Annotated in this window: 26 protein-coding genes; 11 read left to right on the top strand and 15 right to left on the bottom strand. The window is 50.5% G+C overall.

Annotation, left to right across the window (positions count from 1 at the left end; translation table 11 throughout):
- The 7 genes from deoC to rimP form a co-directional block, all read right to left on the bottom strand.
- Window positions 1-687, bottom strand: coding sequence for a deoxyribose-phosphate aldolase (gene deoC, locus FEK30_RS07890; RefSeq protein ID WP_065710244.1), 687 nt, complete (start codon window positions 685-687; stop codon window positions 1-3).
- A 173-nt stretch (window positions 688-860) separates the two neighbouring features.
- Window positions 861-998, bottom strand: coding sequence for a hypothetical protein (locus FEK30_RS16750; RefSeq protein WP_168191133.1), 138 nt, complete (start codon window positions 996-998; stop codon window positions 861-863).
- 4 nt (window positions 999-1,002) lie between these two features.
- The gene (gene petN, locus FEK30_RS07885) at window positions 1,003-1,092 is read right to left on the bottom strand and encodes a cytochrome b6-f complex subunit PetN (protein ID WP_071819460.1); all 90 of its coding nucleotides are present in this window, start codon (window positions 1,090-1,092) and stop codon (window positions 1,003-1,005) included.
- Between the two features lie 193 nt (window positions 1,093-1,285).
- Window positions 1,286-4,225, bottom strand: a complete 2,940-nt coding sequence (gene infB, locus FEK30_RS07880) for a translation initiation factor IF-2 (protein WP_138072760.1) — start codon at window positions 4,223-4,225, stop codon at window positions 1,286-1,288.
- 237 nt (window positions 4,226-4,462) lie between these two features.
- Window positions 4,463-4,717, bottom strand: a complete 255-nt coding sequence (locus FEK30_RS07875; protein WP_012306383.1) for a YlxR family protein — start codon at window positions 4,715-4,717, stop codon at window positions 4,463-4,465.
- A 51-nt stretch (window positions 4,718-4,768) separates the two neighbouring features.
- Window positions 4,769-6,031: a transcription termination factor NusA gene (nusA, locus tag FEK30_RS07870; protein WP_030005978.1), complete on the bottom strand. Its 1,263-nt coding sequence runs from the start codon at window positions 6,029-6,031 to the stop codon at window positions 4,769-4,771.
- A gap of 59 nt (window positions 6,032-6,090) precedes the next feature.
- Window positions 6,091-6,552, bottom strand: a complete 462-nt coding sequence (gene rimP / locus FEK30_RS07865; RefSeq protein WP_138072758.1) for a ribosome maturation factor RimP — start codon at window positions 6,550-6,552, stop codon at window positions 6,091-6,093.
- Window positions 6,553-6,842: 290 nt separating this feature from the next.
- Here rimP and FEK30_RS07860 point away from each other — a divergent pair, with 290 nt between their 5' ends.
- On the top strand, window positions 6,843-7,145 hold the full coding sequence (locus FEK30_RS07860; protein WP_012306380.1) for a 30S ribosomal protein PSRP-3: 303 nt from the start codon (window positions 6,843-6,845) through the stop codon (window positions 7,143-7,145).
- Window positions 7,146-7,296: 151 nt separating this feature from the next.
- Here FEK30_RS07860 and atpC read toward each other — a convergent pair whose 3' ends face one another.
- The 5 genes from atpC to dusA all read right to left on the bottom strand — a co-directional run bounded on the left by atpC (window position 7,297) and on the right by dusA (window position 12,542).
- Window positions 7,297-7,701, bottom strand: coding sequence for an ATP synthase F1 subunit epsilon (gene atpC, locus FEK30_RS07855; RefSeq protein ID WP_012306379.1), 405 nt, complete (start codon window positions 7,699-7,701; stop codon window positions 7,297-7,299).
- Window positions 7,702-7,801: 100 nt separating this feature from the next.
- A complete protein-coding gene (gene atpD, locus FEK30_RS07850; protein WP_012306378.1) occupies window positions 7,802-9,253 on the bottom strand; it encodes a F0F1 ATP synthase subunit beta in 1,452 nt (483 codons plus the stop codon).
- Window positions 9,254-9,409: 156 nt separating this feature from the next.
- A complete protein-coding gene (gene rsmG / locus FEK30_RS07845; RefSeq protein WP_138072756.1) occupies window positions 9,410-10,159 on the bottom strand; it encodes a 16S rRNA (guanine(527)-N(7))-methyltransferase RsmG in 750 nt (249 codons plus the stop codon).
- A 32-nt stretch (window positions 10,160-10,191) separates the two neighbouring features.
- Complete coding sequence (locus FEK30_RS07840; protein WP_138072754.1) at window positions 10,192-11,505, bottom strand: four-carbon acid sugar kinase family protein; 1,314 nt, start codon at window positions 11,503-11,505, stop codon at window positions 10,192-10,194.
- 2 nt (window positions 11,506-11,507) lie between these two features.
- Complete coding sequence (gene dusA / locus FEK30_RS07835; RefSeq protein ID WP_138072751.1) at window positions 11,508-12,542, bottom strand: tRNA dihydrouridine(20/20a) synthase DusA; 1,035 nt, start codon at window positions 12,540-12,542, stop codon at window positions 11,508-11,510.
- A 127-nt stretch (window positions 12,543-12,669) separates the two neighbouring features.
- Here dusA and ebsA point away from each other — a divergent pair, with 127 nt between their 5' ends.
- The 3 genes from ebsA (at window position 12,670) to ispG (ending at window position 15,507) form a co-directional block, all read left to right on the top strand.
- Window positions 12,670-13,050: a type IV pilus biogenesis protein EbsA gene (gene ebsA, locus FEK30_RS07830; protein WP_012306374.1), complete on the top strand. Its 381-nt coding sequence runs from the start codon at window positions 12,670-12,672 to the stop codon at window positions 13,048-13,050.
- A gap of 76 nt (window positions 13,051-13,126) precedes the next feature.
- Window positions 13,127-14,215 (top strand): phosphotransacetylase family protein, encoded by a 1,089-nt coding sequence (locus FEK30_RS07825; protein ID WP_138072749.1) that lies wholly within the window; start codon window positions 13,127-13,129, stop codon window positions 14,213-14,215.
- 71 nt (window positions 14,216-14,286) lie between these two features.
- Window positions 14,287-15,507 carry a (E)-4-hydroxy-3-methylbut-2-enyl-diphosphate synthase gene (ispG, locus tag FEK30_RS07820; RefSeq protein WP_012306372.1) on the top strand — a complete coding sequence of 407 codons (1,221 nt, stop codon included), beginning with the start codon at window positions 14,287-14,289 and terminating at the stop codon, window positions 15,505-15,507.
- 157 nt (window positions 15,508-15,664) lie between these two features.
- Here ispG and FEK30_RS07815 read toward each other — a convergent pair whose 3' ends face one another.
- The 3 genes from FEK30_RS07815 to FEK30_RS07805 all read right to left on the bottom strand — a co-directional run bounded on the left by FEK30_RS07815 (window position 15,665) and on the right by FEK30_RS07805 (window position 17,357).
- The gene (locus FEK30_RS07815) at window positions 15,665-15,886 is read right to left on the bottom strand and encodes a hypothetical protein (protein WP_065710238.1); all 222 of its coding nucleotides are present in this window, start codon (window positions 15,884-15,886) and stop codon (window positions 15,665-15,667) included.
- A gap of 112 nt (window positions 15,887-15,998) precedes the next feature.
- Window positions 15,999-16,367: a hypothetical protein gene (locus FEK30_RS07810; RefSeq protein ID WP_255447996.1), complete on the bottom strand. Its 369-nt coding sequence runs from the start codon at window positions 16,365-16,367 to the stop codon at window positions 15,999-16,001.
- 15 nt (window positions 16,368-16,382) lie between these two features.
- Window positions 16,383-17,357, bottom strand: coding sequence for an aldo/keto reductase (locus FEK30_RS07805; protein ID WP_138072745.1), 975 nt, complete (start codon window positions 17,355-17,357; stop codon window positions 16,383-16,385).
- A gap of 310 nt (window positions 17,358-17,667) precedes the next feature.
- Here FEK30_RS07805 and FEK30_RS07800 point away from each other — a divergent pair, with 310 nt between their 5' ends.
- From FEK30_RS07800 to atpA, 7 genes are all read left to right on the top strand, one after another.
- On the top strand, window positions 17,668-18,216 hold the full coding sequence (locus FEK30_RS07800; protein ID WP_255447995.1) for an ATP synthase subunit I: 549 nt from the start codon (window positions 17,668-17,670) through the stop codon (window positions 18,214-18,216).
- Between the two features lie 54 nt (window positions 18,217-18,270).
- Window positions 18,271-19,011 (top strand): F0F1 ATP synthase subunit A, encoded by a 741-nt coding sequence (gene atpB, locus FEK30_RS07795; protein WP_173867214.1) that lies wholly within the window; start codon window positions 18,271-18,273, stop codon window positions 19,009-19,011.
- A 161-nt stretch (window positions 19,012-19,172) separates the two neighbouring features.
- Window positions 19,173-19,418 carry an ATP synthase F0 subunit C gene (gene atpE / locus FEK30_RS07790; protein WP_012306367.1) on the top strand — a complete coding sequence of 82 codons (246 nt, stop codon included), beginning with the start codon at window positions 19,173-19,175 and terminating at the stop codon, window positions 19,416-19,418.
- 150 nt (window positions 19,419-19,568) lie between these two features.
- Window positions 19,569-20,054, top strand: a complete 486-nt coding sequence (locus tag FEK30_RS07785) for a F0F1 ATP synthase subunit B' (RefSeq protein ID WP_012306366.1) — start codon at window positions 19,569-19,571, stop codon at window positions 20,052-20,054.
- A 129-nt stretch (window positions 20,055-20,183) separates the two neighbouring features.
- Window positions 20,184-20,711, top strand: a complete 528-nt coding sequence (locus tag FEK30_RS07780) for a F0F1 ATP synthase subunit B (protein ID WP_012306365.1) — start codon at window positions 20,184-20,186, stop codon at window positions 20,709-20,711.
- Window positions 20,708-21,265, top strand: coding sequence for an ATP synthase F1 subunit delta (gene atpH, locus FEK30_RS07775; RefSeq protein WP_138072743.1), 558 nt, complete (start codon window positions 20,708-20,710; stop codon window positions 21,263-21,265). Before FEK30_RS07780 ends, atpH begins: the two co-directional genes overlap by 4 nt.
- 101 nt (window positions 21,266-21,366) lie before the next feature.
- Window positions 21,367-22,884 (top strand): F0F1 ATP synthase subunit alpha, encoded by a 1,518-nt coding sequence (gene atpA / locus FEK30_RS07770; protein WP_030005968.1) that lies wholly within the window; start codon window positions 21,367-21,369, stop codon window positions 22,882-22,884.
- The last annotated feature ends 80 nt before the right edge of the window (window positions 22,885-22,964 follow it).

Here is a 22,964-nt window from a genome sequence, read left to right as displayed (position 1 = left end):
TTACCAAGTTGGGTTGTCGCTCGCTTGTTCCCTTTCCTGCATAATCTTGATACTCCGGGAGGTGCCAAGGCGAGTCGCACCAGCCTGGATTAAGGCGATCGCCTGGTCAACCGTTTTGATCCCTCCTGCTGCCTTGATCCCAATGCGCCCTTTGGTGATCCCATGGAGCAACTTTACATCGGCCACCGTTGCCCCCCCGAACCAGCCCGTTGAGGTTTTGAGATAACTCACCCCTGCATCGAGGCAAATTTCTGCGGCAAGGCGTTTTTCGGTATCGGTTAGGAGAGCCGTTTCTAAAATGCCTTTGATGGGAACCTTAGTTAGTTCGACGATTTGCGCCACTTCCTGATAGAGCTTCTCCGATTCCCCCATTTTCACCAAGGCCAAATTAAGCATCACATCTAATTCCGTTGCGCCATTTTCTACTGCTTCCTGGGCTTCGTAGAGTTTGGTTGCGGTCGTATGGGCCCCGGCCGGAAAACCGACGACAGAACAAATCTGAATCGGTCGCTGGTGTAAATAATCCCGGGCTGTTTTTATCGCCGTTGGGTAGAGGCAGACCGCCGGAAAATCAAATTGGACTGCCGCCTCACAGCATTCTTTGACCTGGGCTGCGGTGGCGGCTGGGTGCAACAGGGAATGTTCGAGATACCGGGCTAAATCAATTTCGTTTGCGGGAATCGCCATGGTTTTTGGAAATGGTACTTCCTTTGATTGTGGCAGAAATTGTTCGGCTTCTGGGGCGTCTGTAGAAATTGTCTAGGCACAACATCCACAAAAAAATCTCCTGCCATCACAGGAGATTAATCAAGCAAGATAGTTCGGGAAAGGCACCAAGGCCGCGCAAGTTCGTTTGAGGGTTACTTGCCCCGTTTATCTCGGTCTTGACGACGGCGATCGCGCCATTCCACAAAGGTGAGGTAGGAGATCCCACCGCTGACCAATAGCAGCAAGGCAAGGGCTCCCAAAAAAAGAGAATTTAAAAAAATTGTTTCCACGATCCTAGAAACCGTTACGTGCCCAAACAACCATGGCGATCGACCAAGTGAACAGGGCCAATAGCGCGCCCCAACCTAGAGAAAGAACATCCATTTTTAATAACGCCTTGAAATTACTAAAGAGTGATCATCCCATATCTTATCCTGTCTTGAAACCTACCGAAACGTGACTCCCTGAATCCCCAGGGGGAAATTGAAAGCGAAATTGGCGATCACCAAAAAAACCTCCCAGTTGCCCAGGAGGTTTTGGATTAAAGGATTATCGCCAGTTAAACAACGTGCGTCACTTAACTGGTGCGGCCCGCCAAGGTGCGGCGTTTGAAGACCATTTCGTAGGCTTCGATAATGTCCCCTTCTTTCCAGGTGCTAAATTTATCGACGCCAATCCCACATTCATAGCCAGAATTGACTTCCCGGACATCCTCGCGGACACGCTTGAGGGAATCGAGGGAACCGTCATAGACGACGACATCACCCCGACGCACGCGGATCATCCGGTTACGAACGACCTTACCCGACTGGACATAACAGCCCGCAACGGAGCCACGACCGACGGGGAAGACGGCCCGCACTTCGGCCCGACCTAGGGGTTCTTCGACTTCCTCTGGATCCAGGAGACCTTCCATCGCCCCTTGGATTTCTTCGAGGAAACGGTAGATCACGTTATATTCGCGGATATCAACCCCTTCTTGTTCGGCGGCCTGTCGCGCACCGGGAGCCAAGGTCGTGTTAAAGCCGATAATGATCGCCCCACTGGCGGCGGCAAGATCAACATCTGTTTCGCTGATTTCACCGGGAGCAGACAGCAAGACACGAATTTGGACTTCGTCCTGGGGCAGTTGTTGGAGGGAGCCAAGAATCGCCTCGACGGAACCCTGGACATCAGCCTTGAGTACCAAGTTGAGTTCCTTGAGTTCCCCTTCTTGGGCTTGGGCCGAGAGACTGCTGAGGCTGACCCGTCGGGAAGACATGGCCTGTTGGAGCCGAGATTGACGCTTCCCTTCAGCCCGTTCGTCGGCGATCGCCCGGGCTTCTTTTTCACTGGAGTAGACTTCAAATTCATCCCCAGCCGCTGGTACCTCACTTAAACCAAGGATTTCCACTGCAAAAGACGGTGTTGCATCCGTGACTTTTTCACCGCGATCGCTAATCATGGCCCGGATTTTACCCATCACCGATCCCGCCACAATGATGTCACCAACCCGTAGGGTTCCGTTCTGTACTAACAGAGTCGCTACCGGGCCGCGAGCGCGATCCAAGTGGGCTTCAATGATTGTGCCTCTCGCCAGACGATCTGGGTTCGCCGAGAGTTCTTCAATCTCAGAGACGAGCAGAATCATTTCCAGGAGAGTATCTAGGTTTTCTCCCTTCAGGGCACTGACGGGCACCATAATGGTTTCGCCGCCCCACTCCTCAGGCACTAAGCCCTGTTCTGAGAGTTCCTGCTTGACGCGATCCGGTTCTGCGCCGAGTTTATCCATTTTGTTGATCGCCACAACGATGGGCACTTTGGCCGCTTGGGCGTGGCGGATTGCCTCTAGGGTCTGGGGACGGACACCGTCATCGGCGGCGACAACGAGGATAGCAATATCTGTCACCTTTGCGCCCCGGGCCCGCATGGCCGTAAAGGCTTCGTGGCCAGGAGTATCGAGGAAAACAATTTGACCGGGTTTCCCGTTGTGTTCGATGTCTACGTGGTAAGCACCGATGTGCTGGGTAATTCCCCCGGCTTCCCCTTGGGCCACCTTAGTCTCGCGGATAGAGTCCAGGAGGGTGGTTTTACCGTGGTCAACGTGACCCATGATGGTGACGACTGGAGGACGATGTTGGAGGTGTTCGAGGTCGGCCACATCCAGCATTTCTGTGGATTTTTCAGCCGCTGATTTCACCTCTGGGGCAATGACTTTCACGTCAAATTCCTCGGCTACCATCTGGGCGGTGTCGTAGTCTAGGGTTTGGGTGATGTTGATCGCGATCCCCTTACTAAAGAGGCGACGGATAATGTCTGTTTCAGCGATGCAGAGGATATCCGCCATTTCCCGGAGGGTCATGGTTTCTGTGAGGGTGATCTCCGCTGGTGGTGTTTTCACATCAGGGCGATCGCGCCGTTGTTCTTTCTGAGATTGACCACTGCCACCACTGCCAGATCGTTTCGCCGCTGGTTTCTTCGGTTTTGAAGGTGATGGCTTGCTTGGGGAAGGAGATGATGAAGCACTCTTTGGTTTGGGGGGACGGGCAATGGACAAGCTGACAGAAGGCACTTCGGCATTGTTGTTTGTGGTTGTGCCAAAGTCATCGTCATCGTCATCAATGACAACGGGGCGACGCTTGAGTTTGCTGGTTTTTGTCTTCTTGCTTTCGGATTCGTCCTCTTCCTCATCTTCCCAGACTTTACGTTTGCTGGGTTTCGGGCCAATGGCTTTTTTGGGTTTTGCGGCGGGACGCTTGGGGGGAGCGAGAAGGACTTCTGGGGTCGCATCATCATCCCCTTCGACATTGTTGGTATCGGGTTCTTCGTCAAGCTCGGGTTCAATCGCTTGAACGGGGGCGGGCTTTTTACTGACGGTGCCAACAATTTGCGGTTTTGGCCGTAATTTTGGTGCTTTAGCCGGGGCTTCGGCGGTATTTTTCGAGAGGGATTTGGCCCTCACATCGGCTTGGGTTGCTCCACTGCTTGTTTCTGCCGTTGCAGGACTGGCATCGGGTGTCTTGGAAGCAGATGATTTGGGGGTTGGCCGAGGCGGCGGCCCCATGAGCTTGGGTTTCGGGGCAGCGGGGGCTGCTGGTTCTGCTTTGGGGGAAGTTGTCTTGGCCACTGGCTCAGCTTTGGCTCCATTGTTGGTCGGAGACTCTTCTGGTTGTGCAGGTGCCTCTTTTCCTCGACTCGGAGGAGACTGCAATTTCGGACGTTCAAGCTTTTTGGCTGTTGAGGTTGGTTGATTTGCGTCGGCTGATTCTGATTTACTAGCCTGGGGTTTTGCGCCCTGGGGCTGGTGCTGGACGGAGAGAATTTCTTGTTTTTTCTTTCTCTGGGGCCGCTGGGCCTTGGGGGCTTGGGGGCGCTTTTGTGTGGCGATCGCCCGGATTTTATCAGCTTCTTCTGTCGTGATGGTGCTACTGTGACTCTTCACATCAATGGAGAGCTGGCCACAGAATTCTAAAATGTCTTTGTTTTCGAGATCTAGTTCCTTTGAAAGTTCGTAAATTCTAACTTTTTCGTTATTCATCCAATAATGTCCTTAACTACTAGTCGTACAAATTGAGGGTGAGTGAGGGATAGGTGGGTTTAATGTGGATTGTGGGATCTAAATCCAACGGGGATTAGCGGCAATGATGAATGGAAAGGCCTCCGGGCTTGCTAGAGTTCAACAATAAAAAGAAGGTTTAATCTGAGTAATTTCAGGGATGATTTTAAATAGCATCGCGCGTCCATAATGGCTTGAGGAGTGGCGATTGTTAGAGCTTTAATTGAGAGAATTTAAGCGTTCTTTTAGGGTTTGATAAATCTCAGGGGAGACGTTCTTTTTGAGCGATCGCCCGAGCCGATCTTTGCGCTGGGCCATTTCTAGACAATGGTGACATTGACAGAGATAGGCGGAACGCCCCATGCCCCGATCCAATTGTACCTGCTGGGATGGATAGACTCGAACCACCCGCCAAAGAGATTGTTTTGGGGCAAGTTTGCGGCAGGCAACACAGCGGCGTAGATTTGGTTCCATGGCAATGGTTGAAATGGCGATCGCCTTTTACATCAAAATTCCCCCCGGAATCTAAGCGTCCGTTGGCGTGGCCTCTTCTTCTAAAGGTTCCGTTTCAGCTTGATCCGGCAGCACAGCAGTTTCCGATGCCATTTCATGGGGGGGGGCTGTCTCTTGTTCAGCGAGGGCAGCCTGTTCTGCCTCGTACTTAGCACTATCTTTAATATCAATTTTCCAGCCCGTCAAGCGTGCGGCCAAACGCACATTTTGTCCCTCCTTACCAATGGCAAGGCTCAGTTGGTTTTCGGGGACTAATACCGTGGCCTGTCGCTCTTCCGCATCAACCAAGATTACCCCATCGACCCGTGCTGGGCTCAGGGCATTGGCAATGTAAGTCGCTGGATCTGGCGACCAACGGATCACATCAATTTTTTCGCCCCGCAGTTCATTCACCACGGCTTGGATCCGTGATCCCCGTGCCCCAATACAAGCACCGACAGGATCAACATCCCGCTCTAGGGTATCCACCGCAATTTTTGTGCGGGGGCCAACATAACGGCCGGGGGGATTCGCTTCCCGGGCAACGGCCACAATCCGCACGATTTCTTCTTCGATTTCTGGGACTTCGTTGGCAAACAGGTAAACGACTAAATCTGCGGCGGCGCGGGAAACGACTAACTGGGGGCCACGGTGGGAGCCTTCTTTAACGTGTTTTAAATAAACTTTGTAGGTGGTATTGGCGCGGTAATTGTCGTTGGGGAGCTGCTCCCGTCTGGGTAATTCGGCTTCGGTTTCTGGTTGACCAAAGGCGCTGGTAACCGCCATCACCACAAAGTTCCGCTCAAAACGGAGGACACGGGCCTGGAGGACTTCTCCTTCTAGTTCTTGGAATTCTTCTTGGACGAGTTTGCGTTGCTGATCCCGTAATTTCTGAAGCAGCACTTGCTTGGTTTGAATCGCGGCCATCCGCCCAAAATCACTCTGTTCGGGGGTGACGTCTAGGATTACGGAATCACCGAGTTGGGCTTCATTGGCAACTTCTTGGACTTCTTGTAGGGCAATTTGATGATCGGAGTTTTCCACTTCTTCGACAATCACCTTGGTGGCCAATACCCGAAAGCCTTCGTCTTCGAGGTCTAGTTCGACTTCAAAGTTATCAAAGTAATCTTCGGCGAAGGGGGTGGCTTGGTTGAGCGTTAGGGAACGGCGATAGCGCTCATAACCTTTGAGCAGGGCTTCCCGGAGGGCTTCATGGACGGCACTTTGGGGTAAATTGTGGCGATCGCTGATTTCTTCAACGAGGGCGCTTAAACCAGTGAGACTAACAAGGGACATAGAAATTTACGGATAGAAAAAATCGATAAATGAACAAAGCTTGGGGCAGTTTGGGGCAACTAGGGTTGGCCATCTAGCTGTACTTTGGCGACCAGTTCCCGGGGAATGGCGATCGCCTTGCCCTTGAGATTGAGATGGATTGCCGCTTCATCCCGTTCCCGGAGGGTGCCACACCACTCTTTTTGATCTTTGTAGGGAGCATAGGTTTTCACCCGGACAGGAAAGCCCCGGAAGGCGATAAACTCTCGATCCGTGGTGAGGTTGCGGTCGGTGCCAGGGCTAGAGACTTCCAGCACATAGGCCCCAGGAATGATCTCTTGGGCTTCCAGTTGAGGATCGAGTAGGCGACTGAAGCGCTCGCAATCCTCCAGGCCAGTGTCTTGGGAGAGATTCCGGACATCAATTCTGAGGACTGGTGGTTTTTTATTCGTCTGGAACACCACGTCCACCACTTCTAAACCCAACTCTGCAGCAATGGGTTCGGCACAGGTTACGATTCGGGGGATGAGGGGATGAGCCATGGGGAAATCTAGACAACAAAAAAAGCGGGTCAGGCCCACTTCAGGATTTCTTGATCGGGGTGGTATGGATAAAAAATATTTTATCCATCTGCAAATAGTCTAACATTCGCCCGTCACAATGACATAGCTTGGGGCGATCGCCCCCGGTAACAAGTGTTTATTTCTCTGGATTTGTTACCCCAATTCGTCAGGAGATTTTCTAGGGGGCATCCAAATCTCCCGCTTCAATGTAAAATAATAGACTGTAAATTTTTGAAACCACTTGTGTAAATTTGGGTTTGGAGGCTTCTTTGGTAGAAAGATTTCTTTTAAAGGTACTTTGGTTAGATAAAGACGTGGCGATCGCCGTGGATCAAGTTGTTGGGAAAGGCACCAGTCCTTTGACTGCCTATTTCTTTTGGCCCCGTAACGACGCTTGGCAACAATTAAAAGACGAACTAGAAGCGAAGCACTGGATTTCTGAGGCAGAGCGCATCGAAGTGCTCAACCAAGCCACAGAAGTTATCAATTACTGGCAAGAACATGGCAAAAAGACCAGTATGGCTGAAGCCCAGGCAAAATTCCCTGAAGTGGCCTTTAGCGGCAGTAACTAAAGTCAATTGCCCCTGTACTTGTCTTAAATGTAATCACTATCTAAGTTTTTACGATTGTTATTTTGTAATTAATTTCTATAAAAAAATGGGCAGCTCTAGGGCTGCCTTTTTATTGCAAAATTTTTCTTTTGGCTCTAGGGCGACACATTGCCTATGCCATGCCACCAGCCGCCATGTAGCGGGCCCGGGTCCGCTTGAGTTCTTTGCGGGCATCAAGGATTGCTTTACGATCTGCCGCATTGACTTGATCAAGTTGTGCCTTTGCACTTTCAAAGGCCTTGCGGGCTTCCTCAAGATCGATGTCTTGACCCTTGGCTGCAGTGTTAACCAGCACCTTTACTTCATTGGCTTCTACCTCAGCAAAGCCATCGGTAATTGCGATGTTCTCCCAACCACTGGTCCGGACGCGAATGACGCCGGATTCGAGGGCTGTGAGGAGGGGCGCGTGGCCCGACAAAATACCGATTTGACCAGAACTACTGGGGAGGATGACTTCTTCGACACTGTCATCCAGTACCGTCCGGTCTGGGGTGATCACTCGTACTTTTAAAGCCATTTGCTTAAATCTAATTCAAAAAATAAGGAAAATTCTGACGTTCAAGGTCAGCACCCCGCAGAACGGTAGCACTGACCTGATGTCTTAGGCGAGGCAGGGTTTAGCCTTGCTCTTTGAGCTTCTTACCTTTGGCGATCGCCTCTTCGATGTTGCCAACGAGGTAGAACGCCTGCTCAGGTAGATCATCTAATTCACCAGAGAGGATGCGCTTGAAGCCTTCAATGGTTTCTTCAAGGGTCACATACTTACCAGGAGAACCGGTAAATACCTCTGCCACGAAGAAAGGCTGAGACAAGAAACGCTCAATCTTCCGAGCCCGGTCTACGGTCAGACGGTCTTCTTCAGAAAGTTCGTCCAAACCAAGAATTGCGATGATATCCTGGAGTTCCTTATAGCGCTGGAGAGTAGACTGTACCGCACGCGCCGTGTTGTAGTGGTCTTCACCCACGATGCTGGGCTGAAGCATTGTACTGGTGGAATCGAGGGGGTCCACAGCAGGATAAATCCCTTTAGACGCCAAAGCACGGGAAAGTACAGTAGTACCGTCGAGGTGAGCGAAGGTGGTTGCCGGAGCAGGGTCAGTCAAGTCATCCGCAGGGACATAAACTGCCTGGATCGAGGTGATAGAACCTTCCTTGGTGGAGGTAATGCGCTCCTGGAGATCCCCAACGTCAGTACCGAGGGTGGGCTGATAACCTACCGCAGAAGGCATCCGACCGAGCAGTGCCGATACTTCAGAACCAGCCTGGACAAAGCGGAAAATGTTGTCAACGAAGAGAAGTACGTCCTGCTTGTTTACATCACGGAAATATTCCGCCATGGTCAAACCAGACAGACCAACCCGCATCCGGGCTCCGGGGGGCTCGTTCATCTGACCGTACACGAGGGCGATCTTGGAATCGTTGAGGTTATCGGGGTTGATAACGCCAGATTCGATCATTTCGTTGTAGAGGTCATTCCCTTCACGGGTCCGTTCCCCTACACCAGCGAATACAGACACACCACCGTGGTTAGTGGCGATGTTGTTGATCAGCTCCATCATGATGACGGTTTTACCAACACCGGCACCACCAAAGAGACCAATTTTCCCACCACGACGGTAGGGAGTAAGAAGGTCAACAACTTTAATGCCCGTTTCAAACACAGAAGGAGCCGTGTCGAGTTCGGTCAGCTTAGGAGCAGGGCGGTGGATTGGGGAGGTTTCTTCTGCACCAACTTCGCCTTTTTCGTCTACGGGTTCACCGAGGACGTTGAAAATCCGACCGAGGGTTTTCTTCCCTACAGGAACGCTGATGGGGGCACCAGTGTCGAGGATATCCATGCCGCGAACGAGACCGTCGGTGGAGCTCATGGCAACGGCCCGGACTTGGTTGTCGCCGAGCAACTGTTGAACTTCACAGGTGAGGTTAATTTCTTGGCCGTAGGGGTTTTTTCCTTGGATTTTTAAAGCGTTATAAATCCGAGGCATTTTGCCACTGGGGAACTCTGCGTCAATGACAGGGCCAATGATCTGAGTGATTTTACCTAAAGTTTTTTCTTGTGTAGCTACCATGCTTCTCTATTATCGATTGGTTTCGCTCTAGGCCAAATGCTGGCTTTGTTCCTAAAGTTTTAACCAAATGTAAAAATTTGCCATACTCAGGGTACCATCTCTTGGGATCAAGTAAACAAGATTCGACAGAGGGCCAGGGAGCTTGATCTATAAGGCTTAAACCGGGGCGAGGGGGGATTGTTTCGGCAGGCCGATCGCCCTGGGGAATTGGGGGGCTGTGGTCTGGTTTTTCTCGATGTAGAGACAGGTGCGCTGGCCTTGAGTAATCGGGGTTGTAAATTGCTGTACGGCTAGGAGTTGACCACCACATTGGGCGATCGCCCCTTGGAGTTGTTCTGTTTCGGCCTCAGACCATTGACCCCGATAGAGGATCGCGAGGCCGCCAATTTTGAGTAGGGGCAAGAGATATTCCACACAGAGGGAGGCTTTACCCACGGCGCGGATCGTCGCGATGTCATAGCTTTCCCGGTATTTTGGGTCTTGGCCCAGGGTTTCGGCTCGGTCAGCGATGCCAAGGGTGTTCAGTTGGAGGGTTTGGCTCAGTTCAACGAGGAAATTAATTTTTTTGCGGGTGGCATCGAGCAGGGTAATTTGCCACTCAGGAAAGGCGATCGCCAAGGGAATGCCGGGAAAGCCGCCCCCGGTGCCCACATCGATTACTTTTTGGGGTTGGGTTAAACGTTCCCCCAGTACGTCTAGTTTCAAAGCGGCATAGGAATCCCACAAATGCTTTTCCCAAAAGTCTTCCGGAGACGTGATTCGGGTCAGATTCAGCCGCTGGTTGCCGTCGCAAATGCCGTGGTAAAGGGCAGCAAGAGCCGGATAGTGGGAAGAATCGGGTTGCCAAAGGTGAGGATCGGCATAGCGCTGGCATAGGTCGCGAAATAGGGCTTCGATGTCGTTCATGGTTTCAAGAAAAAATAAAGCCTAGATTGGGATCAACGAGGAATTTGGAGGCGTTGGTAAGCGGTGACGAGACTGTGGCGATCGCCCACATTGCCAGGAAACAGTACCACAGGTAACTGGGGAAATTGCGGGTGATCATGCTCCGTTTGCACGAGGCAACAACCAGGGATAATTTGGCCGAGCAACTGAATTGCCGGAACCCACAAACCTTTTTGGAGCAGCGCATTGGTGGTGTTACCGCCTTTACTAATCACAAAGCCGAGATCTGCGGGCAACTGGGCAAAAATTTCAAGGAATAGAGCCGTGATATTTTTACCAAATTCAAGGTTATGTTGGGCTTGGTCGCTGGCTGGCACTTGCCGACTGGTAAAGAGTACGGGGGTTTGTCCGGCCTGACGAATTTTTTGGATCTGCTCCAGAATTGTCACTGCTAGTTGATCACGACCTGGGGATGTTTGGCACAGCTCTACGTCGATTTCAACGCCGACAACGCCTGCTAATTGCAGCAATTCCGCGAGTTGTACAGTGGTTTTTTGCGTATGGGAGCCGACGATAATCAGGCCGGGTTGGGGCGATCGCCGCACGGTAAAACTTTCTTCTGGGGGAATCGGTTGGGGGCCAAGAGCCGCGAGGGAAGTCAGCAAACTGGCGGCACTGCGAAAGAGAAACTTTTTACCCTGGTGAATCGCTCGGAAGAGGTCGGGGACTAAACGATCAAAATCAGCTTGTTTTTCACCGTCGAGGACAACGTATTTTCCCTGCTGAAGTCCGCAAAAATAGCCCTGGAGATTTTCGGGTAAATTCCCTGGACTGAGGCAAGCCACTTGATTCGCTGTCACTGCGCCCTGGGTTTTCGTCGCAATAAAATCAGGTAAAAAACTGTCCTGAAAACCAAAGAGGCGATCGCCCGCAAATTCTGTCTCAGCCACGGGGATCAAGCGTTCATTTTCCTGGACATAGTGAATGCCGTTGCGGGTAATGCGGCCCCCCTCAAAAAATGCTGGGGCAAAAAAACAAGCATCAAACGGCCCTAATACGTTGGCGATCGCCTCAGTTTCTGCCGGGAAATGGCCCCTCAAGGTGGAATCCGAGCGACTGACGATCAGATATTCCTGGATATTTTCCTGGGTCAGGGCAATTTTGAGATTCCGACAAACTGCTGTGGTGGTGGCGATCGCCTCTGGTTCTGTCAAAGCGCGGGTATTCGCCAAAATAAAAATAATGGGGGCAGTATTCCGTAAACCCAACCGCAGCGTGTCCACATCCCAACGCAATAATAATGGACAACTATGCACCGTTTGGGAGCCCGTCGGGTCATCATCAAGCACAATAATTTTTGCTGTCATGGTCACTTTCTCCCAGAAACCATGGAGACCGGATCGGCGATCTCGTTTGTCTGGGGCACCAGGGCCAAGGCTTGCTCAATAATTTCTCGTCCCACCGTCGTTCCTCGACCCTCCTCCGTGATAAACCGTTTCCAGGCTTTGGTGCCGGGCTGGCCTAAAAACAGCGACAACATGTGACGACTAATGCTGTGGAGTTTCACCCCGGCTTTTGTGGCACGTTCAATGTAAGGCAACATCTCCTCAACAATTTCATGGCGGCTTTTGGGCTGTACCGCTTCCCCGTAGATATCGCGGTCCACCGTCGCAAACAGATAGGGGTTGTCATAGGCTGCCCGCCCCACCATTACTGCATCCACTTGGGTTAAATGGGTTTGAATTTGTTCTAGCGTCGTAATGCCGCCATTGATCTCGATCCAGAGGTGAGGAAAGTCTTGTTTTAACCGATAAACATCTGCATAACGTAAAGGTGGTACCGTGCGATTTTCCTTTGGGCTTAAACCCTGTAGCCAGGCTTTGCGGGCATGGACAGAAAAGCGATCGCATCCGGTTGCCGAGACAATCTCGATAAAGCGGCAGAGGTCTGCGTAACTATCTTGTTCATCGACGCCAATGCGATGTTTTACCGTAACGGGAATATTGACTGCCCCCTGCATCGCCGCTACACAATCGGCCACCAACTCCGGCTGGGTCATCAAACAAGCCCCAAAATTGCCCTGTTGCACCCTCGGACTGGGACAGCCCACATTGAGATTAATTTCGTCATAACCCCAGTCTTCGCCCACCTTGGCACATTCAGCTAATTCCTTGGGATTATCGCCTCCCAATTGGAGGGAAATGGGATGTTCTGCGGCATCGAAGTCTAAAAGCTTGGGGCGATCGCCATGGATAATCGCCTGGGTGGTAATCATCTCTGTGTAGAGTAATGTCCGTCGGGTAATCTGGCGCATCAAGTAACGAAAATGGCGATCGGTGCGATCCATCATCGGCGCTACACTTAACAAATGGGGACAAACCACGGCATTGATCCTCTGCGACATAAACCAAAACGGATGAAGAAATGTTCAACGGAAATTTCAGCCAATCCTAGAACAAAACAGAAACCAGCCAACAGGCTACAATGCGATGTATTCTCAACGCTAACTGATTTCTTTAGAGCAATGCCCCATGGCTGTTTTTGACGATATCCAATCTGCAGGAAAGGGAGAAGTGATGGTTTATGCTCCCTACTATCCAAAAAATAAACAAAAAACACTGCCCAAAGCCCTCGGACTATACCAGATCGGCTCCGTTGAGGGGAAACGGGTGATTGAAAAAGGAGAAAGTATCCCCTTTGTGGCCAGTTGGTATGTCTCTAAATTACCGTCGGAAATGACCAGTTGTCGCCTTCAATTTGCGGCCCAGGCGGATCTCAGTTACAGCGTGACATTACCAAACCACCAGTTTGTAGATTACCTCATTGATCTCTTAATTGGCTTCGGCCGTGACGGGGCCATTGACTTTCCTAAGGATTTTTATCGGGAGCTTCTGGGCCTAAAAAAAGAATAGCGTCCTGGTTTGCTCAGTCGCGAAATTCCGTTATTGTGGAGGCTAAAGAATGTGAGCTTCTAAAGGAGTAGTGGGTGTGACCAATTCAACCCAACATATCGTCGTTGCTTCTACCGAACCCTACAGTGGGAAATCTGCTGTGCTACTTGGGTTGGTACAGAGCCTTAAGCAAAAAGGCATCTCTGTGGCCTACAGTAAGCCCATCGGTACAGTTTGGCATGACGAGCAGAATGGGCGTTTCACCCGCATCGAAGATGATCTCCGGTTCCTTGGGGAAGCCTTTGGTCTTAAGGAAACGGAAGTGCGATCGCCGGTACTTTTTCTGGATGAGGCAACGGTGGCCCAGCGACTTACGGGTCAAGACCAAACCGATTATCCCCAAAAATTAAAGGATGATCTAGGGGCGATCGCCAGTGATATTACCTTTATCGAAGCCCCCAAAAGCCTCTGGGAAGGGAGTTTATTTAACCTCTCTGCCGGGGAAATTGCGGCGACCCTAGGGGCCAAAATCCTCTTGGTCATCCCCTACCACCACAAGCTTTTAGTTGATAGTTTGTTGACAATTTATCGGTTCCTGGGCGATCGCCTCATGGGAGTGGTGATTAACAAAATTCCCCCCGAAGCCCTCGAAACCGCCGAAATCCAAATTAAGCCCTTCTTGGCTCAGCGGGGCATTGATGTCTATGGCCTCGTCCCCGCCGACCGGATCCTCCGGAGTGTAACGGTGCGGGAATTGGTGAAGCGCCTCAATGCGGAAGTTCTTTGTCGGGCTAATCGCCTGGATCTGATGGTCGAAAGTCTCACCATTGGCGCGATGAACGTTAACTCTGCTTTGAAATATTTCCGGCAACGGCAAAATATGGCGGTGGTCACTGGGGGCGATCGCACGGATCTGCAACTGGCAGCCCTAGAAACCTCAACCCAATGTCTGATCCTGACAGGCCATGTCGCCCCCCAAGAAATTATTCTCAACCGCGCCGAAGACCTAGAAATCCCAATTCTGTCGGTGGACTATGACACCCTGACCACCGTCGAAATCATCGACCAAGCCTTTAACCATGTGCGCCTCCAGGAACCGATTAAAGTAGAAGTTGCCCAGACCCTATTCCAAAAGCATTTTGACTTCGAGCGTTTCTTAGCCCAGATGCCCTTTCCCGTTGCCTAGAACCTTTGCCAACGCTTATGCTTAGATCCTAGATACCAGCGACTTTTTGTAATTTCCTATCCTCAAGTTCCATGCAAGCTGTAGAGCGTCCTGTGCAAACGACCGATTCCCTTGTGGATACCACTATCCATCGCCGGAAAACCAGAGCTGTCAAGGTGGGCAATGTCACCATCGGCAGTGATTATCCTGTGGTTGTCCAGTCGATGATCAACGAAGATACCCTTGACATAGAGGGCTCCGTCGCGGCAATCCGCCGACTTCATGAAATTGGCTGTGAAATCGTCCGGGTAACTGTTCCGAGTATGGCCCACGCCCGTTCCCTGGCTCAGATCAAAGCGAAGCTCGCCGAGACCTACCAGGCAGTGCCAATTGTGGCGGATGTCCACCATAACGGCATGAAAATTGCTCTGGAAGTTGCCAAACACGTGGATAAAGTGCGCATCAATCCCGGTCTTTATGTTTTTGAACAGGCCAGTGGCGATCGCACCGGTTATACCGAAGCAGAATTTGCGGCCATTGGTGAAAAGATTCGTGAAACCCTCGAACCCTTAGTGGTTTCCCTGCGGGATCAAGGCAAAGCCATGCGCATCGGCGTCAACCATGGTTCCCTCGCTGAGCGGATGCTCTTCACCTACGGGGATACTCCCGAAGGCATGGTCGAATCAGCCCTAGAATTTATTCGGATTTGTCAGTCCCTCGATTTCCATAACCTGATCATTTCCATGAAGGCATCCCGTGTCCCGGTGATGTTGGCTGCCTATCGCCTCATGGCTAAACGAATGGATGAACTCGGCATGGACTATCCCCTCCACCTGGGTGTGACCGAAGCTGGAGATGGAGAATATGGCCGCATTAAATCTACCGCAGGCATTGGGACGCTCCTTGCGGAAGGCATTGGCGACACAATCCGTGTTTCCCTCACGGAAGCACCGGAAAAGGAAATCCCTGTCTGCTATAGCATCCTCCAAGCCCTAGGCCTACGGAAAACCATGGTGGAATACGTCGCCTGCCCTTCCTGTGGCCGGACGCTCTTTAACCTTGAAGAAGTGCTCCACAAGGTGCGCGAAGCGACAAATCACCTCACGGGTCTAGATATTGCCGTAATGGGTTGTATCGTGAATGGCCCCGGTGAAATGGCCGATGCGGACTATGGCTATGTGGGGAAAACGCCCGGTGTAATTTCCCTATACCGTGGTCGGGAAGAAATCCGCAAAGTCCCCGAAGCCCAAGGGGTTGAAGAACTGATTAACCTAATCAAAGCTGATGGTCGCTGGGTTGATCCGCCCCAATAGTTTTTGACAGAAATTCTCTCAATCATTTGTCACCCAGGCGATATCAATTTATCCCCTGGGTTTTTTCTCGTATCCGATCAATAAACCGATTAATGCAGCAGTGAAACCCTGAATATTCAAACTGTTAATGGCAGGGATTTTCTATGGCGATCGCCGACTAATCTTCAGCGTCCTCAGGGTAACGGGCATCGTAGGCAGGACGTTCTGCTTCACTGACGAGGTGTTTTAGGGCATCCAGACGAGAATTAAGCAGGAGTTGAGCAACGGTGGCTGCATCCCCTTCTTTGATCTGCATGGAAGCAAGGGAATCAAAGAGCTTTTGGTAACACTGGTTAAGCTCGTGGTGCAGCTGAAAACGAATTTCGGAGGTATCACGCATGGGCCGAAGGTTGATCGAGTCTAAAAGGGCATATCTTTTTTCATAGCATGCTCTTCTGTCGGAGTTAAGGCGCGGCAATATATGTTGATTTTCAAGGAAAATGCTTACTGTTTTACTTGAGTCGTTCGAGCATAGAACCGGGGCACCAATCGGTAAAGCCATCAACGGTAAACACGACGTAATCAACCCCGTAGGCGTCCCAATAGTCCACTACTTTGCCCTGTTTTTGCTCTGGATCTGCCCGGCGTTGCACAAGGCAACCAAGGGGAAATTCTTGGGCGATCGCCTTATCTTTCAAATCCCTGAGCTTGAGAATGCGGCCTTGCTGATCTGCCGATAATTGTTTCCAGGCGATCGCCTTAAAGTCGGGGTAGGCTTGGGTGAGCAGTTCAATTTCTGCCCAGGTTTGGGCTTGGGTGAGACATTCCGCCAACTGTTCGGGAGATTCAAGCACAGGGATAGGATGAGGAGCAGTGGTCATGGCAATCTTCAAAATTTAACGGGACTGGAACGGATTTTGCACCATGGTTTTTGTGACTTGGGCTGCCGCTTGATCGAGGGCTTCTACTTCAGCGGCGCTTAGGTGCCAACCCAATGCCCCAGCATTTTCCTGGGCTTGGGTGAGATTTTTTGCCCCCGGAATCGGCATTGTCCCTTTACAAATACACCAGTTTAAAGCGACCTGGGCCATGGTTTTTTGGTGCAGCGCCATCAGCTCCCGTAAACAGCTCTGCAACGGGGCCATGTTCGGCAAAACTTGCTTGAAAACCCGCCGTCGTAAACCTTTGGGCAGCGGTTGATCCAAGCTATATTTTCCGGTCAACAGACCAAGGGCCAGGGGACTATAGGCGATTAACTGAATCCCCAATTCATCGCATACGGCTTTGACGTCATATTTCAGCACTGGATCCGTTGAAAGCAAAGAATACTGCACCTGCAATGTCCGAATCGGTACGCCCCAATCCTGAAACCAACGGTGCATTTCCCGGAGTCGCTGACCACCATAGTTGGATAACCCTACGCCTTTCACCTGACCCGTTTCGTACAGTTCTGCCAAACCCCGCAATAATCGTTTTTCTTGCCAAGGGGCATAATTTGCCGTTGACCAATGCATTTGCACTAAATCAATTGGCCGCTGTAAACGTTTCGCGGAGGCGGCCCCAGCCCGCTTCATGGAGCCAGCGGTGAGCCGCCAAGGATAAGGAGCCAGTTTAGTCGCCAGAACGATTTCCTGTTGGTGACGGCCAGTGTAGGCTTGGGAAAATTGCCCCAAAAGGCTTTCACTACGACCGCTTAAACGTCCGGTTCCATAGGAATCTCCCGTATCAAAGAGGGTAATGCCGCTGGTCACACAGAAATCAAACACCTGTTGTAGTTCTTGATCCATGCTGGGTTGGTACCCCCACAGCAGGCGATTGCCCCAGGCCCAGGTGCCACAGCCCATGGTGGGGAGAATAAGTTGCTCGCGCATAACATCAGTTTGAATGGAGTGAAATACTGAGAAAAAGTCAGGAAAAGCTGATTAGCGCCGACTGAAAATTTGCCAGCAAACCAGTAGGGTAACGCCAAAATAACCGGCGATCGCCACCCAATCTAACACCGCAGTCTCCATCGCCATAATCCTCCTAGAACGATTCATTCTCCCACCAAAGCAGGTTTGCGCCCTATAAAAATAACTTGAATCTCCCCAAACACAACCCACAAATCCCCATCTTTAGCCCTTTTACAGCCTTCGCCCTGGGTCATGGGGAACTTTTTAAGGATTGTGACAATGGCGTGATATGATTGCACGTGGTTTGTACTGTTTCCCTTGTACAAAGCAATATAGACAGTCAAATAAACTGATCAAAACCCTTGATCTTCTAAACCTGCTGAGCGTGAATTCATCTGAGTCTCAAAGCCAATCAGACATTCCCAACTCTTCTAACTCAACCTTAGAAAACAATGGGGATTCGGCAAGTAACACCCCAATGGACGAGTACTATCAGCTCAAACAGTCCATTTTTTTTGTGACTCTTGCCATCAGTGGGGCGATCGCCCTGTTGGTCTGGTACTTCTATTCTGCCCAAACAGCAGTGAGTTATCTCATTGGTGCTGGCGTTGGAATAATTTATTTGAGACAGTTGGCAAAAAGCGTAGAAAAAATCAGTAGCACTAATCCCAGAACCGGTTCCGGTCGCCTAGCCCTTTTTATCGGCTTGATCGTCATCGCAACCCAACTGGAGCAACTGGAAATTCTCCCCGCTTTTTTAGGGTTCATTACCTATAAACTTGCCATCATTGTTTATGTGCTGCCGAATAGTTTACTTACCGCAGACAAAACACATTAGAATTCCGCCCTAGCCCTTGATTGTCGAGAGAAAGAACCGGGGAAAGATCATCAAATGGAAATGCTTAATAGTTTAACTACATTTAGTTTATTTCCCCTTGCTGAACTCGAAGTCGGCAAACATTTTTATTGGGAACTCGGTGGCTTAAAAGTTCACGGACAGGTACTAATGACCTCTTGGTTCGTTATTGCTGTACTCGTGCTTGCTTCGATCCTAGCAACCCGTAATGTTCAGCGTGTCCCTGGTGGTTTTCAAAACTTCATGGAATACGCCCTCGAATTTATTCGGGATCTGGCTAAAAACCAGCTAGGCGAAAAAGAATATCGTCCTTGGGTGCCCTTCATTGGAACATTGTTCCTCTTCATCTTCATTGCCAACTGGTCCGGTGCCCTTGTGCCTTGGAAAATCATTGGTTTACCCGAAGGTGAATTGGCCGCTCCCACTAACGACATTAACACCACCGTAGCCCTAGCTCTGTTGACTTCCTTGGCATACTTTTATGCTGGGTTCAAAAAGCGTGGAATTGGTTACCTGAAAAAATATTTGGAACCAACCCCTATCCTGCTTCCAATTAACATTCTGGAAGATTTCACCAAGCCCCTCTCCCTGAGCTTCCGTCTTTTCGGAAACATCCTCGCGGACGAACTGGTGGTTGGTGTACTGGTTTTCTTGGTTCCCCTGATTATTCCTTTACCCTTGATGGCACTTGGTTTATTCGCCAGTGCGATCCAAGCGTTGATTTTTGCGACCCTCGCCGCAGCCTACATTGCTGAAGCGATGGAAGGTCATCACTAAGGGAAGGTTTGACTTCAGGATTATTGATAAAAGCCCGAAGGCTAGCTAGAAATTTCAACTTGATTTGTGTTTCTGGTCACTTTTTCTGTTAATTTTTTTGACGGGGATCTGTTTTAGAGACCTGTTTATACCCACTTCAATAACATCGAAAGGAAAAAATTATGGATTCTTTAACTGCTGCTGCTTCTGTTATTGCTGCTGCTCTTGCTGTTGGTCTTGCGGCGATCGGCCCTGGTATTGGTCAAGGTAATGCTGCGGGTAGTGCAGCCGAAGGGATTGCCCGTCAACCCGAAGCGGAAGGCAAAATCCGCGGTACTCTCCTCCTCAGCTTGGCTTTTATGGAAGCTTTAACCATCTACGGTCTTGTTGTTGCCCTCGTTCTTTTGTTTGCAAACCCCTTTGCATAAAAAGACACTGGACTGGGTTTAGGTCATTCGAGGCTGATTTAAAAGCAGCTCACCTGGATGACCTAGGCCCCGTTTTTCCATGGGACAATGGGGTAACCCCCTAGATGTATAAACTCTATAAGACCCAAACACGGTGGGGTCAATTGATAAATGACACACTGGACAATTGTTTTAGCAACTGAAGCAGTCGAGAAAACCGCTGAGGGTGGTCTTTTTGATTTTGACGCAACGCTCCCCGTGATGGCCATTCAGTTTTTGGTCTTGGCGGCGTTGTTAAATAAGCTTTTTTATAAGCCTATTGGTCAAGCGATTGACGACCGTTCCGATTACATTCGCACTAACTTAGTGGACGCGAAAGAACGTCAGCAAAAGGCGGAGGACTTAGCCGCTCAATATGAGCAAGAACTCCGTGATGTGCGTCGTGAAGCCCAGGATGTAATTGCAAAAGCTCAGGCTGAAGCTCAAAAGGTCGTAGCAGATGAAGTGAAGTCTGCCCAGGCTGAGGCTTTGGCGGAGCGGGAAAAAGCAGCTCTGGAAATCGAGGCACAACGGGAATCTGCGTTCAAATCCCTTGAACAACAAGTTGATTCTCTAAGCCAGGCGATCGCCTCTAAATTAGTTGGGGCAAAGCTTTAGGGTAGTGCGGTTTTCGCTGCCTAGATGGGAACTCTTGAAGATTTCAAGCTTTTATATCTTTAAGAAAAAGAGTTATCCATTTTTAGATGTATACACCATAAGCAAATAGCGCTGGGGTAGATCGATATCATGGGAATTATTTCCTACCTTGCCACCGCATCGGAGGGTGGTTTTCATTTAAACTTCGACATTTTAGAAACAAACATTATCAACCTTGCGATCATCATTGGGGTTCTGTACGTCTATGGGAGCAAGTTTATTGGCAATATTTTAGAGACGCGCAAAAGCAAAATTGTCGCCGATCTAGAAGACGCTGAAAACCGCGCGAAAAAAGCCCAAGAAGCACTGACAAAAGCCCAGAAAGATCTCGAACAGGCCCAGGCCCAGGCTGCCAAGATTCGGGAAGACGCTAAGGTTGCCGCAGAAAAAACCAAACAAGACATCTTGGCCAAAGGTCGCGATGAAGTTGAAAAACTCAAGGCCTCTGCGGTTAAAGAATTAAGCACAGAACAAGCGAAAGTAATCACCGAGCTGAAGCGACGGGTTGCAGAACTTGCTCTGGCAAAAGTGGAAGCTCAATTGCGGTCTGATTTGGATGAGTCTGCTCAAGCCAAGTTAGTTGATCGCAGCATTGCACAACTGGGAGGTGGCGCATGAAAGGCAACACAATGATTGCTCAGGTCGTTGAGCCCTATGCTGGTGCCCTGATGACCCTTGCGCAAGAGACCAATAAAGTCGAGGCATTTGCAGAAAATTGTCGGGCTTTACTGTCACTCTTCCAAGAGTCTGCGGAGTTCCGGTCTTTTGTGATGAATCCTTTGGTCAAAGCAGAGGATAAAAAAGGTGTTCTCCAAGGGGTTTGTGGCCAGGATGTAGATACCTACTTCCTCAACTTTTTGTTTTTGCTTGTGGATCGTCGGCGTATTGTTTTCCTCGAAGGCATTTGTCAGGAATTCGTCGCCCTCCAGCGAAAACTGAACAATATTGTTCTCGCTGATGTCACGAGTGCGCAACCGTTGACCACTGACCAAGAAGCGGCGATCGCCGATCAAGTCAAACAAATGACCGGGGCCAATGCCATCGAATTGAACATTAGCACCGATGCCGATTTGATTGGTGGTGTCGTGATCAAAGTCGGTTCCAAGGTCTTTGACGCTAGCTTGCGGGGCCAACTCCGGCGGATCAGCATGGATCTATTAGGCTCAAACTAAGCTGGTGCCAATTTTTTGGACCTGTTTTAACACCGGCCACTTAACTTTAAAAGTGTCTCAATAGACTGTCCCTAGAATTAACCTTATTTAACAGTACAGACATGATTAGTATCAGACCCGACGAAATTAGTAGCATTATTCGTCAACAAATTGAGTCCTACGACCAAAAAGTTCAAGTCGATAACGTCGGCACCGTACTTCAAGTCGGTGATGGGATTGCTCGGATCTATGGTCTTGAGCAGGCCATGGCCGGTGAATTGCTTGAGTTTGAAGATGGCACCGTAGGGATCGCCCTCAACCTTGAAGAAGACAACGTCGGTGCCGTATTGATGGGCGACGGTCGTGACATTCAAGAAGGCAGTAGTGTGAAGTCCACTGGCCGGATTGCAGAAATCCCCGTTGGCGACGCGACCGTTGGCCGTGTTGTTGATGCCCTTGCCCGTCCCATTGATGGGAAAGGCGACATTGACGCTACCGATACCCGCCTCATCGAATTCATGGCCCCTGGGATTATTGCCCGTCGCTCTGTCCATGAACCGATGCAGACTGGGATTACCGCAATTGACGCGATGATTCCCGTCGGTCGGGGTCAGCGGGAATTGATCATTGGTGACCGTCAAACTGGTAAAACTGCCGTTGCGGTTGACACAATCATCAACCAGAAGGGTGAAGATGTAATTTGTGTGTACGTGGCCGTTGGTCAAAAGGCGTCCACCGTTGCTCAAGTTGTTTCGACCCTCGAATCTAAGGGCGCTTTAGATTACACCGTCGTTGTTGCTGCGAATGCTAACGATCCGGCAACTCTTCAGTACCTTGCTCCCTACACTGGTGCGGCGATCGCCGAGCACTTCATGTACCAAGGTAAGGCGACCCTCGTTGTCTACGATGACCTTTCCAAGCAAGCCCAGGCCTACCGCCAAATGTCCCTGCTGCTCCGTCGTCCCCCCGGACGTGAAGCTTATCCCGGTGACGTTTTCTACTTGCACTCTCGTCTGTTAGAACGGGCAGCGAAACTTAGCGACGAACTCGGCGGCGGTAGTATGACCGCTCTACCGATCATTGAAACCCAAGCCGGTGACGTTTCTGCTTACATTCCCACCAACGTTATTTCCATTACCGACGGTCAGATCTTCTTGTCCTCTGACCTATTCAACGCGGGCTTCCGTCCGGCGATCAACGCGGGTATTTCCGTATCCCGGGTTGGTTCTGCGGCTCAAACCAAAGCGATGAAAAAAGTTGCCGGTAAGCTGAAGTTGGAATTGGCCCAGTTCGCAGAACTCGAAGCCTTTGCCCAGTTTGCGTCTGACTTGGATGCAGCAACCCAAAACCAGTTGGCCCGGGGTCAGCGCCTGCGTCAGATCCTCAAACAGCCCCAAAACTCTCCCCTCTCCGTTGCTGAGCAGGTGGCGATTGTTTACGCTGGCTTGAATGGCTATCTTGATGATGTTCCTGTAGATAAAGTGGTTGAGTTTGCTGCTGGTCTCCGTCAGTATCTCGCCACCAGCAAAGCCCGGTACGGTGAAATCATTGCCAACGATAAAGTGCTTTCTGAAGAAGCGGAGAATCTCCTCAAAGAGGCGATCGCCGAGCACAAGCAAAGTTTCGCCGCTGCGGCCTAAGCAGATGATCATGTCGCCTGTGGCCTATGGCTAGCATCACCAGGGGTTGCAGGCGACCCAGAATCGAACTAAGGGATATT

This window comes from Picosynechococcus sp. PCC 11901, assembly GCF_005577135.1.
GTDB lineage: Bacteria > Cyanobacteriota > Cyanobacteriia > Cyanobacteriales > MRBY01 > MRBY01.
This window is presented reverse-complemented; position numbering and strand designations above follow the sequence as displayed.

Bases quoted from the DNA above. Each gene is read 5' to 3' on its own strand.
- deoC (WP_065710244.1), bottom strand. From the start codon at position 687: ATGGCGATTCCCGCAAACGAAATTGATTTAGCCCGGTATCTCGAACAT.
- petN (WP_071819460.1), bottom strand. From the start codon at position 1,092: ATGGATGTTCTTTCTCTAGGTTGGGGCGCGCTATTGGCCCTGTTCACT.
- infB (WP_138072760.1), bottom strand. From the start codon at position 4,225: ATGAATAACGAAAAAGTTAGAATTTACGAACTTTCAAAGGAACTAGAT.
- FEK30_RS07875 (WP_012306383.1), bottom strand. From the start codon at position 4,717: ATGGAACCAAATCTACGCCGCTGTGTTGCCTGCCGCAAACTTGCCCCA.
- nusA (WP_030005978.1), bottom strand. From the start codon at position 6,031: ATGTCCCTTGTTAGTCTCACTGGTTTAAGCGCCCTCGTTGAAGAAATC.
- rimP (WP_138072758.1), bottom strand. From the start codon at position 6,552: ATGGCTCATCCCCTCATCCCCCGAATCGTAACCTGTGCCGAACCCATT.
- atpC (WP_012306379.1), bottom strand. From the start codon at position 7,701: ATGGCTTTAAAAGTACGAGTGATCACCCCAGACCGGACGGTACTGGAT.
- atpD (WP_012306378.1), bottom strand. From the start codon at position 9,253: ATGGTAGCTACACAAGAAAAAACTTTAGGTAAAATCACTCAGATCATT.
- rsmG (WP_138072756.1), bottom strand. From the start codon at position 10,159: ATGAACGACATCGAAGCCCTATTTCGCGACCTATGCCAGCGCTATGCC.
- FEK30_RS07840 (WP_138072754.1), bottom strand. From the start codon at position 11,505: ATGACAGCAAAAATTATTGTGCTTGATGATGACCCGACGGGCTCCCAA.
- dusA (WP_138072751.1), bottom strand. From the start codon at position 12,542: ATGTCGCAGAGGATCAATGCCGTGGTTTGTCCCCATTTGTTAAGTGTA.
- ebsA (WP_012306374.1), top strand. From the start codon at position 12,670: ATGGCTGTTTTTGACGATATCCAATCTGCAGGAAAGGGAGAAGTGATG.
- ispG (WP_012306372.1), top strand. From the start codon at position 14,287: ATGCAAGCTGTAGAGCGTCCTGTGCAAACGACCGATTCCCTTGTGGAT.
- FEK30_RS07815 (WP_065710238.1), bottom strand. From the start codon at position 15,886: ATGCGTGATACCTCCGAAATTCGTTTTCAGCTGCACCACGAGCTTAAC.
- FEK30_RS07810 (WP_255447996.1), bottom strand. From the start codon at position 16,367: ATGACCACTGCTCCTCATCCTATCCCTGTGCTTGAATCTCCCGAACAG.
- FEK30_RS07805 (WP_138072745.1), bottom strand. From the start codon at position 17,357: ATGCGCGAGCAACTTATTCTCCCCACCATGGGCTGTGGCACCTGGGCC.
- FEK30_RS07800 (WP_255447995.1), top strand. From the start codon at position 17,668: ATGATTGCACGTGGTTTGTACTGTTTCCCTTGTACAAAGCAATATAGA.
- atpB (WP_173867214.1), top strand. From the start codon at position 18,271: ATGGAAATGCTTAATAGTTTAACTACATTTAGTTTATTTCCCCTTGCT.
- atpE (WP_012306367.1), top strand. From the start codon at position 19,173: ATGGATTCTTTAACTGCTGCTGCTTCTGTTATTGCTGCTGCTCTTGCT.
- FEK30_RS07785 (WP_012306366.1), top strand. From the start codon at position 19,569: ATGACACACTGGACAATTGTTTTAGCAACTGAAGCAGTCGAGAAAACC.
- FEK30_RS07780 (WP_012306365.1), top strand. From the start codon at position 20,184: ATGGGAATTATTTCCTACCTTGCCACCGCATCGGAGGGTGGTTTTCAT.
- atpH (WP_138072743.1), top strand. From the start codon at position 20,708: ATGAAAGGCAACACAATGATTGCTCAGGTCGTTGAGCCCTATGCTGGT.
- atpA (WP_030005968.1), top strand. From the start codon at position 21,367: ATGATTAGTATCAGACCCGACGAAATTAGTAGCATTATTCGTCAACAA.